Annotated in this window: 13 protein-coding genes; 4 read left to right on the top strand and 9 right to left on the bottom strand. The window is 54.7% G+C overall.

Annotated elements, in window-relative coordinates; genetic code table 11:
• Positions 1-119: 119 nt before the first annotated feature.
• From IPM21_13820 to IPM21_13805, 4 genes are all read left to right on the top strand, one after another.
• Positions 120-692, top strand: coding sequence for a hypothetical protein (locus tag IPM21_13820; protein ID MBK9164955.1), 573 nt, complete (start codon positions 120-122; stop codon positions 690-692).
• A gap of 71 nt (positions 693-763) precedes the next feature.
• Complete coding sequence (locus tag IPM21_13815) at positions 764-1471, top strand: hypothetical protein (protein MBK9164954.1); 708 nt, start codon at positions 764-766, stop codon at positions 1469-1471.
• 117 nt (positions 1472-1588) lie between these two features.
• Complete coding sequence (locus IPM21_13810) at positions 1589-2887, top strand: UDP-glucose/GDP-mannose dehydrogenase family protein (GenBank protein MBK9164953.1); 1299 nt, start codon at positions 1589-1591, stop codon at positions 2885-2887.
• Between the two features lie 35 nt (positions 2888-2922).
• Positions 2923-3876, top strand: a complete 954-nt coding sequence (locus IPM21_13805; GenBank protein ID MBK9164952.1) for an SDR family oxidoreductase — start codon at positions 2923-2925, stop codon at positions 3874-3876.
• A 66-nt stretch (positions 3877-3942) separates the two neighbouring features.
• Here the strand turns inward: IPM21_13805 and IPM21_13800 are convergent, their stop codons facing one another.
• From IPM21_13800 to IPM21_13760, 9 genes are all read right to left on the bottom strand, one after another.
• Positions 3943-4656: a hypothetical protein gene (locus IPM21_13800; protein MBK9164951.1), complete on the bottom strand. Its 714-nt coding sequence runs from the start codon at positions 4654-4656 to the stop codon at positions 3943-3945.
• Between the two features lie 94 nt (positions 4657-4750).
• A complete protein-coding gene (locus IPM21_13795) occupies positions 4751-7687 on the bottom strand; it encodes a TonB-dependent receptor (protein ID MBK9164950.1) in 2937 nt (978 codons plus the stop codon).
• Between the two features lie 82 nt (positions 7688-7769).
• Complete coding sequence (locus IPM21_13790) at positions 7770-8969, bottom strand: hypothetical protein (protein ID MBK9164949.1); 1200 nt, start codon at positions 8967-8969, stop codon at positions 7770-7772.
• 146 nt (positions 8970-9115) lie between these two features.
• Positions 9116-10030 (bottom strand): hypothetical protein, encoded by a 915-nt coding sequence (locus IPM21_13785; protein ID MBK9164948.1) that lies wholly within the window; start codon positions 10028-10030, stop codon positions 9116-9118.
• 43 nt (positions 10031-10073) lie between these two features.
• Positions 10074-10652 carry a zf-HC2 domain-containing protein gene (locus tag IPM21_13780; GenBank protein ID MBK9164947.1) on the bottom strand — a complete coding sequence of 193 codons (579 nt, stop codon included), beginning with the start codon at positions 10650-10652 and terminating at the stop codon, positions 10074-10076.
• Positions 10653-10676: 24 nt separating this feature from the next.
• On the bottom strand, positions 10677-11276 hold the full coding sequence (locus IPM21_13775) for a sigma-70 family RNA polymerase sigma factor (protein MBK9164946.1): 600 nt from the start codon (positions 11274-11276) through the stop codon (positions 10677-10679).
• An 87-nt stretch (positions 11277-11363) separates the two neighbouring features.
• Positions 11364-12290: a hypothetical protein gene (locus tag IPM21_13770; protein ID MBK9164945.1), complete on the bottom strand. Its 927-nt coding sequence runs from the start codon at positions 12288-12290 to the stop codon at positions 11364-11366.
• Between the two features lie 20 nt (positions 12291-12310).
• Positions 12311-12724 (bottom strand): type II secretion system protein, encoded by a 414-nt coding sequence (locus tag IPM21_13765; GenBank protein MBK9164944.1) that lies wholly within the window; start codon positions 12722-12724, stop codon positions 12311-12313.
• Positions 12714-13373, bottom strand: coding sequence for a type II secretion system protein (locus IPM21_13760; GenBank protein MBK9164943.1), 660 nt, complete (start codon positions 13371-13373; stop codon positions 12714-12716). Before IPM21_13760 ends, IPM21_13765 begins: the two co-directional genes overlap by 11 nt.

Below are 13373 nucleotides of genomic sequence, written 5' to 3'. Positions count from 1 at the left end.
TGTTGACACCGACAGGGGTTTCGTGTAAAACATTGAAAGGCTTGAATTTCTATTGAAGTTCTAATTAAACTTTGCAATTTCGGGATCAAATCTGAGGAACATATATGACCGTGAAACCTTTGCTTAAGAAGTCGCTATCCGTTTTCTTGACGACTGCGGTATTTCTTACCTACTCAATGGTTGCGTTGGCGAATACGCCGGCAGCATCCGGAGAACTCACCGTTACTGGCACAGCCGGAACGGATTCTTTTGTTTCCATCAATGGTGAAGCGGTCAAGTCGAGCCGCTCGGTTTTCTTTCCGGCCATTGTAACGACGCCGGAAAATACGTCCGCAACCATCTCGTTTGGAAAGACGGGAGCAATTCGCGTCGAGCCGGGCACATCGGTTACGATCAGTTTCGATGGCCGCAATGTGGCCGCAAACCTAGCTGGCGGATCTGTGAAGGTACTTGCGTCTGAAACTGGTGTCGCTTTTGCAATGCCTGATGGTTCTGCAAAGACGGTACCTGCAGGTGAAACCGCAGCAGCGGGTCGTCAGGATGACGATGATGATAAAGGTGGCGGTTCCGCTTGGTGGCTTTGGGCTCTCGTGTTTGGCGGTGCTGCGGCTGGTATGATTATCGGCGCAACTTACGACACGAACAAAGTTCGTCTCGGTGGCAACACCACCGTTGTCAGCCCGACCCAATAGGTCGTTAAATTTTTACCGATAAGGTATTGTTATTTTGTTTTCAGGGGATTGTACAGGAGGAAGACATTCAAATGCTCGGCAAGAACATTCTTCGTAAATTTGTAACCGCTATGAACGCGGTAGCCGTTTTGACGGTTTATTCAATGGTCGCTTTGGCCGTTCCGGGGGACGTAACCGGAGAAATCACCGTAACTGGTCAGGTGACCGTTAACGGTCAGTCGGCCGTTTCCAATACGACCATCGTTTCCGGCAGCTCGGTAATTACAGGTGCCGGTTCCTCTGCGACCGTTAACCTTGGGAAAACTGGTCGTGTCGAGTTGCTTGAGAACACGAACGCCACACTCAACTTTACGCCCAATGGCATTGTTGTGATCGCAACGGCGGGTAAACTCCGAGTCGCTAACGCGGCAGGTGTTGCTACAACCGTAACGACAAAGGATGCGACATTGATCGCAGACGCCGGCCAGGCGAACAACTTCCTTGTTGAGATCGAGTGTTCCCATACCCACGTGGACGCAACTTCGGGTCTCGTAACGGTTCGTGAAGGAAGCTCTGATCGTCAGATCGCCGCTGGCTCATCGGCGACCGCTGGCAACATGGCGCAGACTGGCTGCGAGCCTTGTCTGCGTCCGGGTTCGGCTCCGCCGCTACGCTTTGCCGGATTGCCGTGGCTTATCCTTCTCGGTGCTGGAGCTGCAGGTGCTGCGATCCTCATCGGAACACGTAAGACGGATACGACAATTGGTGGCGGAACGATCGTGGTCAGCCCGACCAGATAGTCGCTAAATATTCAGTATTCTTTTTTGAAGTGCGGGTCATGTGAAAATATGACCCGCACTTCTTTGTTTGTCTGCCGCATTTTTCGTAAAATCAAAGTTTCGTTTACATATAAATTTATGCATATCGCAGTTATTGGAACAGGTTATGTTGGTTTGGTTTCGGGGGCGTGCTTTGCTGAGTTTGGAGTTGATGTCACGTGTGTCGATGTCGACGTCACCAAGATCGAGAAGCTGAAGAAAGGCGTTATACCGATCTACGAACCGGGGCTTGATAGTTTGGTTGAAAAGAACGTCAAAGCAGGCCGACTTCATTTTACTACCGACCTCGTGTCGGGTGTCGCGGGAGCCGAGGTTGTTTTTCTTGCCGTTGGAACTCCTCCGAAAGAAGATGGTTCGCCGGATATGAGCTACTACCAGCAGGCAGCTCTTGACGTCGCAAAGGCGATGAACGGTTACAAGGTCCTTGTGACCAAATCGACCGTTCCGGTCGGTACCGGCGAATGGCTTCGGCAGTTTGTCTCGGAGAATGTTGAAAGCGGGATCGAATTTGGTGTTGCTTCCAACCCGGAATTTTTGCGTGAGGGGGCCGCGATCGAGGACTTTATGCGGCCGGACCGCGTCGTCATCGGCAGCAATCAGCCGCGTGCGATCGAGGTGATGAAGGACCTCTACAGGCCGCTTTTCCTCATTGAAACGCCGATCGTGATAACGTCTCTCGAGGCCGCCGAGCTCATCAAATACGCCGCCAATGCATTTCTTGCGACGAAGATCACATTCATCAATGAGATCGCAAATCTCTGCGACGCGATCGGCTGCGATGTTCACGATGTCGCACGAGGGATGGGCATGGACAATCGAATCGGCCGCAAGTTCTTGCATCCTGGCCCTGGCTACGGCGGATCATGCTTCCCCAAGGACACGCGGGCACTAACGACCGTTGCGGACCAGTTTGGCGTTGAGACCCGCATCGTTGATGCCGTGATCTTAGCTAACGACCTGCAGCGGCAAGCGATGATCCCAAAGATCGAGAAACTGGTCGGCGACCTCAAAGGTAAGCAGATCGGAGTTTTGGGGCTTTCATTCAAGCCCGAAACGGATGACATGCGCGAATCGCCGGCGATCGATATCCTTCACGGATTGATCGAACGCGGAGCTCGTGTCCGTGCTTTCGACCCCGTCGCAATGGAAGAGTCAAAGCATTTCATCAATGGTATCGAGTATGCCGCCGATGAATACGATGCGATCAAAGATGCAGACGCGATGGTGATCGTTACTGAATGGAACCAGTTCCGTGCCCTCGATATGGACCGTGTGAAGTCGCTCCTCCGCTCGCCTAAGATCGCCGATCTTAGAAACGTCTATGAACCCGAGGACATGCGCGAACTCGGTTTCGAATATATCGGGGTCGGCCGATAGGCTCGGCCTCGCGTCCATTCGGATATATCACAATTATGAGACAACCTCGATATCTAGTCACCGGCGGAGCAGGCTTCATCGGATCAAACCTCGCGGATGAATTGATCCGGCGCGGAGCGAAGCCGCTGCTGATCGACAATTTTGCGACCGGCTTTCGTGAAAATCTCGACGAGATTTCCGGTGACTTTGAGTTCGTCGAGGGCGACATTTCTGATCGTGAACTGCTCGCCACACTCCTTCCCGGCGTCGACACCGTCTTTCATCAGGCGGCTCTTCCCAGCGTTCCGCGTTCTGTCGCCGACCCGGCTGAGACGCACAAGGCGTGCGTCGATGCTACATTCGACCTCTTGCTCGCCGCTCGCGACGCAGGCGTCCGGCGGGTCGTTTATGCTGCCTCAAGCTCGGCCTACGGCGATCAGCCGACCTTGCCGAAGGTCGAGACAATGCGGCCCGACCCGCTGTCCCCTTATGCCGCCGCAAAGCTCACCGGCGAGCACTATTGCCGGGTGTTCACGCAGGTTTACGGGCTTGAGACGGTCTCCCTACGCTACTTCAATGTCTTCGGCCCGCGGCAGAATCCGTCGTCTGAGTATTCCGGGGTAATCTCGCGGTTCATTGACGCGTTCATGGGCGGCGGAACGCCGGTCATCTTCGGAGACGGCGAGCAGACCCGGGACTTCACGTTTGTCGCCAATGTCGTCGACGCGAACATTAAAGCTTCAACCACCGACAAAGGCATCGGAGAGGTGATGAACGTCGCAAATGGCGAACGTATTTCCCTGAATGAACTGGTCGAGGTAATGAAAAAGATCTCGGGCCGCGAAGGTGTCGCCCCCGACTATCGGCCCGGACGAAAGGGTGACGTAAAACACTCGCAGGCCGATAATCGCAAGGCGATCGAATGCCTCGGCTACCAAAAGCTAGTTGGGCTTGAGGAAGGGCTTAGGGCGACGATCGAGTGGTGGAAAAGAAGCCGCTTTTCGAGCTAGCTTAATTCGAAACAATAAAGAGCCCCGAGGCAATCGTGCCTCGGGGCTTTCATTTTTGAGAACACGCTACTTGCCGACGGTAAAGACGTCGTCAGCAACCTCTCCATTCACCTTGATCTCTCGCGCCTTGAAATTTGCGTAGACTGTGAACTGATCGAGGTCAAACCGCTGAACATACCGCTCAGGGACGAGCACTCCATCAACCAGTTTAAGCTTGTCGATCTCCGCCGAAGTCGTCACAGTTCGTCCGCTCACCAGATATGTTGAGTCGAAGCTCTTAACTTCATTCGTCTTTCCGTCCAGAAAGAAATCGGTGCTATAGCCTTCGGGCGAGGTCACACGAAAACCCTTACGCTTTTTCTTATTCTCCGGAATTGCCGTAACTACGAATCCTGTCTCACCGATCCTTTGCAGCACTGGAAACCCGATGCGATTTATCGGCGGAAGCGACATCCCGTTTCCGATCGTCGATGTGGTTTGTGTCCCATCATTCGCTTGCCTGATCGGCTGAAAGGGATTATTGAGTTCGAACCGATACCTGTCGCCGGAAAAGATCGTGACAAACGTTGCCGGAATTGCCTGCGGAAATTGCGAAGTAGTCACATCCACCGATCCGATGACCGACAGGGTTTTCAATTTTCGAAACGTCTCGCCGCCGTGGGCCTCGACCGCCAGCCGGGCAAGTTCGCGTTCCGCGGCAAAATCCGCCGCCGGCTGAGCCGGAGCTGAAACCACAAAGGCCAAAACAAAAAGACCAAACAATAGAGCCCTAAATTCCATAACTAAAGATACCTTGAACCACACTAAAGAAAAAGAAGACGGGCCGTAAACAAGCACCCGCCTTCCCAATGGAAAATCAATTCCGGGTTGCTAACTACCAGCTAAAGCGGGCCTGCAGCGTAATGCTGCGGTTGTTAGATCCGCTTCCGCCGAACCCGCCGAAGCCGCCAAAGCCACCCTGTGTTCGGGTGAACTGGCCAATTCGGGACGACGCGAGGTTGCTGATCGGCGAGGCAAAGTTAACGGTATTGAGCAAATTCGTGAATTGAACGCTGACGTTCAAATTGTAGGGTGACCTGCCGTCTCCGCCGCCCATTCCACCGAAGCCACCAGGTCCGCCTCCGCGAGGTCCGCCACGACCGATCCCAGGGATTCCGCCTCCGCGAGGTCCGCCACCGGCCTGCGGGGCATCACCTGCAGGTGCTGCAGTTTTGCCGAAGCCAAAGTTCTTGCTAACCCTCAGGTTAACATTGAAGAACTTCTGCCCGTCGGCAAAATTACGCGGAATGATCTCGTTCGGGTCAAAGCCCGAAACATCGCAAAACGAGTTGGTCAGCCCAAGCTCACCGCAACGTGTCGCTAATTCGCCAAACGTCGGCCTCTCGTTCGTCAACCCGTCACCGTTCAGGTCAACTCCTCGAGTTATGTTGAACGGCGAGCCCGTATTTGCCGTAACGAACGGGTTCAACGAAAAAGACCACGGCAGCGAAACATTTCCGCCAAAGACAACACTGTGTCTTGTATCAAACGACGATCGGCCATATTCGTCGCTCAGGTCGTAGGTGTACGCCGGGAAACTCTGGGCCCCGTCGCTGTTGCTCTTGCTAAAGCCAAGCGAATAATTACCCCAGATCGAAATGCGCGGGTTGAGGTTCGAGCGAAGATTGATATTGATCCGGTTCTGATTCAAGATACCGCTCGATTCATATTGGTAAATGTCACCCGCCGATGGATTCGGACGCGGTGCATCTAGGCAGTTCACCTGCTCCGGGCAGATCGGAGCATTGATATTCCTCGCCCGGAGAACATGCCAGGTCCGCGAGCCGATGTAGAAAACCGACAACGTAGTGTTGCGGGGCAACTGCCTCTCAACACCGAGGGCAACTTGAGCCAAATACGGCGACTGAATCTCCGGCGAAATGGTTCGAATAGTGTTCGACTGCGGCAGCGCAGCTTGAATCTGAGCCGCGGTCGGGACATTCGTTACGCCATCAACCGTGAAAACCGCCTGCTGCAGCAAAGCTATCGCGGCCGCTCGCCTGACCGGGTCCGGATCAAAGCTATTAACTAAAAGGCTGAGCTGATTAGAGCCGTTGAATCTCTGGGCCTGAAGGGTTAGGTTCTCGCTAAAGCGGTCATAGAACAAACCAAAGCCGCCTCTAATAACTGTCTTCGGCGCCCGAGCTCCGCCGGCTCCCGGCGACCAAGCGAACGAGACCCGAGGGGCGAAATTGAGGTTATCCTTGATGTTGGTCTGGTTTTCGTAACGAAGGCCGAAGCTCATCGTAAAGCCCGGGCTGATACGCCAGTCATCTGTGATAAACAAACCCACATCCGTCCGTGATACCTTTTGCTCCGGATTCCCCGTCGTTAAGGAAAATGAGGTCGGATAATCGTTCCCTAGTACCGTATTGCGATAGCTGTCAAGATTGATGAAAGAGAAGCTTCCACCGAAATTATTCTCCGAACGGTCCCGAATCGTAAGGCTGCGGACCCGAACACCAAACTTTATCGCGTGCTCGGAATTCTTACCAAGCGAGGTCGTCGTGTAATTCTGAAGCTCCCACGAGGTTTCCTTATCAAAACTCAAACCGATCTGCGAGCCGCCGCCAACAAAGGCGGAGCCGACGTTGATCGTGGGGATAGTGTTATCACCCGTCTGTTCACGGTTCTCAAAGTCGATCTCGAATCGCGTCTCGTTGATGGTCGTCGGATTGATGATCATCGTTTCGGTCAGGCGGATCTCGTTCTCGGTATAGGTCGTTTCAAATGCGCGAGTCGGAAGTGTGATATTTCCCAGTCCCTGATTTTCCGACTTAGCATTCGTATAGCTGTAGCGAAGCTGTAGCGTGTTCTTATCGTTTATCTGATAATCGAAACGCGGGCTGAACGAGAATCGCCGGGTCGGAACCTGTACATCCTGCTGAAACGGTACGACGTTCAGGTTCGCATCGAGTACCTGAGCGTTAATAATGGTGTTGGCGTCGATGTCCCGATTGTTTATATCAACAAAAAATGAGGACTTCCCCTTCTGTACAGGGCCGGAGACATTTCCACCGAAAAACCGCGTTTGGCCCGGAGCACGATTTAGGGCAAAGGGGTTCCTGGAGTTGAAGCGCGAGTCGTTGAAATTTGTGAATGCACTACCTCGGAACTTATCAGCACCCGGGCGTGTCAAAATCTCAATACGACCAAAACCGAGACGATCATACTCTGCAGAAAAAGGATTCTGGTTGATCCGGATCTCGCGGATCGCCTCGCGAGGCGGAAGCCTGCCGCCGGTAAAACCATCAATGTATATCTGGCCGCCATTCGGGCCAGCGGACGGTCCGGCAAGTGCCTGTAACGCCGCTTCGAGTTCATCCGGGTCATCTGGAAGGGCCTCGAGGTCCGCCCCCTTTAGCACCGTGGCGCTCAGATTCGAGTTCGGGTCGGTCGATACCTGGTTCGCCGTGTCAATATCGACCTGCTCGTCTACTCCTTCGACCGTTAGCGGAACGAGCAACTCTGTCCGCTGTCCGGCAGTGATCTCGACCTCATTGTTCTCATAGATCGCAAAATTAGCGATCGCTACGCGAACCGTGTAAATGCCCGGAGCAAGCCCTGTCACCGTAAACTCGCCACGCTGATTGGTCGTCGCGTTTCGGACTCGGCCGTCCGGTGATACCACCGTGACCGAGGCACCGACCAGAGCAGCCCCAAGAGTATCCTGAACCTGACCTGTAACGGAACCCTGCTGCTGACTAAAGCCGGCAACCGCCAACAGGGCGATCGCCAGAAAACTTGTTAATGATCTTTTTAATAAATGCATAAGTGGTAGTCCTCAGAAATATGTCCTCGTCCCCACCTAAATCTTCACTTGGAGAGAGTGTAGTAGTGCTATAAACGAAAACTTAGTTATCAAATCCTTCTAATCCTGGAATCGAAAATCCGCCGCTGACGGCGCTTCTACCGCCGCGTTGCCCCTGAGCCGCGGCCATCTGGGCAGCCCGAACAAAAGGTTCGACGCCCGCAATTAATTTGATCGCAGTGACGCGATCCATCTGTCCATTCTTGGTACTCGAAACGGCGATCATTGAACCGACCGTAATTTCGCTGATCGTGATCGACGGCATACGATCGAACATGTCATCAATACCGCCGCGGGCTCCGCCGCCCATGCCTGGGCCGCCCATTCCAGGTCCACGCTGTCCGCTGGGAGCCGCTCCGCCGGGACGCTGACCTTCACCCCCAGCCGGACGTCCGCCGCCCGGGCCTGCGCCCGGAGCACCGCCGCCGGCCCCACCAGCAAGCCGCTGGGCCATCTGCTCAGGGAAACGCTTCAATGCTGATCCCGGACCGAGGTCAACGATTATTTCTTTCTGAGTCTGTAGATCGGTTATCGTGATCTGGTTGGCGGCCGTATCGACGGCTTTCACGGTTCCGGCAACGGTCTGAAATGCTCCTGTTAGGATCTCTTCAGCGGCAAAGCTCAATCCGTCCGGCCCACGGTCGCCGACAGCACGCAGCATGTCGCCCGCTTGAACGCCCTGAAGATTACTTCCAACTGCCTCGCTATACTTTACTGAATTCGGAGCATATCGCTTGAAGACCGCATTGTCCTTCGGGTTGACGACCACGGTGGTCGCGCCCGTCAGGCCGCGAACCTCGATCGAGATCTGCTTTGTTGCCCGATTCACGCTTGCCACCCGGCCCGAAATTCCACGGGTCGCCCACCGCTCCGCGTCCTGCTGCTGCCTGCGGGCGATGTCCGATTTACTCATCTGGTAAACCGCCCTCGCCGCAAACTCCGTTCGGTCTGCGTTAAAGAAGCCTGAGATCGCAACGCGGTCGCCCGCACCGATCTCTGAGCGATCGGTAGGCGTCGCAGCCGTGATGCTTGGCTTTTCGGGCGGAACTCGCTTGAATTCTGTCGCGGCTCCAAATGTGACCTTGGTCGTTCCCTTGTCGCTCTTGAGCTCAAGTCCTGACTCAGTGATCGAGGCCACCTCCCCGGTTACATATGAAGGCTTCGGCGCGTCCTGTGCGAGAGCCGAAAAGAAGACCGCCGAACCGAACAAAACTAGAAATGATCCAACAATATAAAAACGCATAATTTTCACTTGCGAAAACCGTGACCGCAATCGTTTTTCGTCCGCTCTGAGGCAATGGATGCCTCCGAAGTTAATTATGACGTAATTAATTTGGCCTAGGTTCACCAAATTATGTAAAGAATTGTAAAACGTAGCACTTATGGGATTTACGGCTGGCCAAAGACGCGTTGAACTCTGCCGGTTGCGACGAGCCCGACGCCGGCGATAAAGAGGGCAAATGCCGCCATTGTCCAGAGGTAAGGGATGGAAAGAATGACGGTCCAAGCGAGTACGCCAAGGAGTATTGCGGCGGGTTCAGATCGGGCGATGCTGATGCCGAGATACTTCTGGATCGCTTTGCCGAGACTTACTTGCAGCACGATCCGTCCGAATACATAGGCGAGAAGCAGTAGAACGAATGCCATCAAGCTTACGACCGCCCCGAGGTAGTCCGGCATATATCGCAGTGAAACGATGACGAAAAGCCCGAAAAGAGCGAACATTCCGCCGCCGATGCCGAAAACCTTAAGGGGCGTCAAGTTCGTTCGGGCGATGGCCCGACTGACCGAACCCGGTGCGAGCGAGACAAAAGTAAAGGTGACTATGAACCAAAACAAGGCCGAAAGGATTCGCTGAGCAAAAAATGCCGGTGTGAAGGATGGCGAAAGTATCTGAGATGGATTTCTTGCAAGGTCCCGGAACTCTTCTTCAAACATTCCAAAGACAACGGTCTCTTTGTCCGCCCCTCGCATCGGTTCCGCACCTTCGGGGCGATATGCCCCTCCGATCACGATGATTGACCCGCCGATCTTGCCGTCTTGCTTTTGGATCACAGAACCGCCAAGCGTAGCGACGTCCGATTCGACCGTACCTTCGACAACGACGTCGCCGCCCCAGGCAAAGACCTCTTTCGCCTTTCCGCGGATCACGACCTTTTTGCCGAACGAGATGACATTCATGTCCGGGGCATTGTCGATGATGAGAGTTTGGCCCTCGTCCTGCTCGGAGAACGTGATCATCGTTATGGCCCGGCCCTCGGAGGACAACAGCACGAATAGGCCCGCGAAGAATATCGCGAGCAATAATGTTCTCGTTCTCTTTTGGGCAGTCAACACTTCCCTAACGTTAGTTGGCCGTTTTACCGGGTTGGCGGCTACGGAATAGTACAAACATCGCAACAGCGACGAAAACAGCAAGAACCGGTAAAGTTAGCGGCCCGTCAACAACCGGCGCAGTCGCCGCCCGCATCAGAACGGCCACCGAAACACCGATACTGTAAACCAGATGCATTACCGCGAGAGCGATCACCCCGAGCTGTTCAACTGCCAAGCTCGCGACAGATATTCCTTTTTCGCCGGCTGCGATCGCCGCAAGAAATAGTAGAACGGCAACTATCACAGCGGCTCTCAGCGTGTTGGACCGATCGGCCGTGCCTACTACAGAGCTCTCGGCGGTAACTGCGACTCGCTTTGCAAAATCTTTGGGTAGCGGCACTTCAGACTCGCTCACCATCGAAGTATCGAGCAGGCCTGAAAACAGCTTTTCCCGGTTAACACTTTCCCTGCAGCCCGAGCACACCTCGAGATGCGACTCAAAGGCAAGCATCGCCTCCGGGCCCGGCAATCCATCTAGAAAGGCGAGCACGGCCTCCTGGCCGCAGAGGCTCGCATCTTCGTGGATAATATCTTTGATCTCCGCTTCCACGTATTCAAATTGTCGAATGGATAGTTAAGCTGAGAAACCCCTTGCTTCGAGCAGGCCGCGCATCATTTCCCGTGCACGGAAAAGCCGGTTTTTCACAGTTCCGAGAGGAAGCTCCGTAACCTCAGCTATCTCATCGTAGCTTAGGTCGCGGCCATGCCGAAGAATTATCAGTTCCCTGTAGGCCACGGGAAGTTCGGCAATGACGGCTTCGATCTCGGTCCGCCACTCGCTCAACTCTCTTAGCTTTTCCGGCGAGGGCTTTTGGCATTCGACCTGGAGTTCATACGCACCATCGGCGTTCTCGGTTTCAAGACTAAAAGTGATTTGGGAATTACGCCGCATATGGTCGATAGCGGCATTGTGGGCGATGCGATATATCCAAGTTGAGAATTTGTATTCCGAGTCGAACCGGCCGAGGGAGTTGTGGACCTTGATGAAGACCTCTTGGCTGACGTCCAGGGCGGACTCGTAATCACCAAGCATTCGGTAAACATAACCAACGATCGGACGCTGATATCTCCGGACCAATTCTTCAAAGCTCCCCTCGCCTCCGCGGATCGCCTCGCGGACAAGTTCCGCGTCAACGAGCGAAGTTACAGGGTTTGCCAGAGAAAAGACCGCCATAGAGGTTAAAACGCCATCTTGACAGCAAGAGTTCCGCAGAATCAAGTCTGCCTGCAAACTTTTTTTCTTGGAGCTAGAGCTTTGTGCTTAGTTGTACCCGAGCGAAGCAAGTCCGGCAGGGGCGGCAAGCACGTCGAATGGCAGCGACCGTTCGTTGCTCATAAACCCAACATCTCCGGGACTGAGAACCTCAAGTGAGCGGCCAAGGGCCTCTTTCGCAGCTGCCTGAAGATGCGAATGTTCGAGCCCCGAACCGAGTGCGAGAACACGCGAAAGGGCGGATTCACCCTCGGAGCCGAAGCGGTCATTGTAGAAAAGCAAAAGGCGATAGACCTCGTCGTCGATCTCAGCCGGTGCGCACGTTACCGAGCGAAGTACGGAAACTTCGCCGCCGCGGAGCAGGATCGCTGTGAAGCCATCTTCATGTGAGCTGATCAAGAGCGAATCGCCAAACATCTGCGGCCCGCTCAGCCAACGGGCTTCCGCCACCGGCTTTGGCAAAAGAAGACCGGCGTGCAAGCCCATTTCTTCAAACATTGACTCGTACTCGTCGATCACGGTCAGGCGGACCGCCGTGGCAAAATACCGGCTGCGACCGTTGCCCTCGGAGGCGATCTTTCGCCGATTGACCCTAAGTTCGCGGGCTGGCAAGCCAAACATCTGCTCGGCCTTCCATTCAAGGATCTCTTCACCGCTGCCTTTGCCGCCGTCCTCGACCGTTAGGATCGCCGAACGAGCCGCCTCTGCGGGAAGCGATACCGACCACCGCTTTCTATTCATCAGGCCCGCACCGGTCATCGCCTCCAAAAGGGCCGACCGAAACGCGCCTACATCTAGAATATTTCGTTCCGTAAACGACGGGATAAGAACACCATTGGCGAGCGGAATGACAGCGGCACCGCGAACCGAGAACGAGCGCTTGCCGCCCCGGTTGACCTCGACAGCGGAGACGCTCGACCGCTCAAGCCCGAGAGCGGCCTTGGGATAACTTGGTTCTGTAAGAAATGAGAACATTATTTAGGCGTGCCTCGTCCTTAATACTCGCTATAAGCTTTGCCATCAGCATCGCGGCCATCCGCCCGGCTTTTTACGTCGCGAAGCCCCTGTGCACCTTCGCCTTTAAGCGGGTCGTCGCCCGAGACTTCTTCCCATTCCTGCGTCTCAGTGATGGGGTCGTATGGGACCTCGCGGAGATAATTCAGCTCAACGAGTTCGTCGATCGACGATGGCAACCGTCCCTTGTCCGCGCCAAATTGATCGACAGCCCGCCGCATCTGCCAGAGGTTTTCCTTCAGTACGGTCTCGCGGGCCTGCTGAACGCTTCGCTGATAGGTCGGGATGGCGACCGAGAGCAGAATGATCAGGATGAACATCGCGATCATTAGCTCAAGAAGCGAGAATCCGCCTTGGCCACGGCTAAGCCGTTTTTGAATGAGTTTACCAGTCACTATACTTGTCACCGCCCAGGGACGTTTCGCTCGAAGAAGATCGGACATCGAAGACGTTAACCGAATCCCATGAATCATCGCCCGGCGGCTGATACGAGGAACGAAGGTTCCAATTTGTCTCGCCTGTCATCGGGTCTATCGGCAGTTCCCGCAAATAGACCTTGGTCACTTCCTCGGTCTCATTATCATTTATCTCTGTCGCCTGCCGCGTGCCCGCTCCGAGGCCGCTTCCGCCTGTCAGGCTGATCCCCCGCTGTTTGACCCGGACACCATCTACCAGCACTTCAAGGCTTGGCGGATAACGGTCGATGTTTTCCGAATCGAATATTGTGCAGTCATCGATAACAACTCGGCTTCGCGGGTCTGTCGGCACCTGAGCACCGACTTGCGGCCCGCGGGTTGGGTTTCCTGTAGTTATCGAACCTTGCGGGCATGCCCCAACCGAGTCCCGCTTAAACTCATCTATCGCCGAACGGATCATCCGCAGCGTTTCCCGCAGGCGCACCTCCTTCTGCCGCTTATAGGCATTTTGCGCGATCGGGACGGTTCCCATCACAAGCACAGCGAGAACCGTCAGCGTGATGATCAACTCGAAGAGCGTGTAACCGCCGTCCGTTCTTTTGGTATCGATGATCTGCGTCCCTTTCAT

It is taken from the genome of Acidobacteriota bacterium, assembly GCA_016716435.1.
Lineage (GTDB): Bacteria > Acidobacteriota > Blastocatellia > Pyrinomonadales > Pyrinomonadaceae > OLB17.
The sequence above is the reverse complement of the archived record's forward strand: the minus strand, read 5'-3'. Positions and strand labels throughout refer to the sequence as shown.

What these genes read in the sequence shown, in the direction of transcription:
- IPM21_13815 (MBK9164954.1), top strand. Translation starts at nt 764, where the DNA reads ATGCTCGGCAAGAACATTCTTCGTAAATTTGTAACCGCTATGAACGCG.
- IPM21_13810 (MBK9164953.1), top strand. Translation starts at nt 1,589, where the DNA reads ATGCATATCGCAGTTATTGGAACAGGTTATGTTGGTTTGGTTTCGGGG.
- IPM21_13805 (MBK9164952.1), top strand. Translation starts at nt 2,923, where the DNA reads ATGAGACAACCTCGATATCTAGTCACCGGCGGAGCAGGCTTCATCGGA.
- IPM21_13800 (MBK9164951.1), bottom strand. Translation starts at nt 4,656, where the DNA reads ATGGAATTTAGGGCTCTATTGTTTGGTCTTTTTGTTTTGGCCTTTGTG.
- IPM21_13795 (MBK9164950.1), bottom strand. Translation starts at nt 7,687, where the DNA reads ATGCATTTATTAAAAAGATCATTAACAAGTTTTCTGGCGATCGCCCTG.
- IPM21_13790 (MBK9164949.1), bottom strand. Translation starts at nt 8,969, where the DNA reads ATGCGTTTTTATATTGTTGGATCATTTCTAGTTTTGTTCGGTTCGGCG.
- IPM21_13775 (MBK9164946.1), bottom strand. Translation starts at nt 11,276, where the DNA reads ATGGCGGTCTTTTCTCTGGCAAACCCTGTAACTTCGCTCGTTGACGCG.
- IPM21_13770 (MBK9164945.1), bottom strand. Translation starts at nt 12,290, where the DNA reads ATGTTCTCATTTCTTACAGAACCAAGTTATCCCAAGGCCGCTCTCGGG.
- IPM21_13760 (MBK9164943.1), bottom strand. Translation starts at nt 13,373, where the DNA reads ATGAAAGGGACGCAGATCATCGATACCAAAAGAACGGACGGCGGTTAC.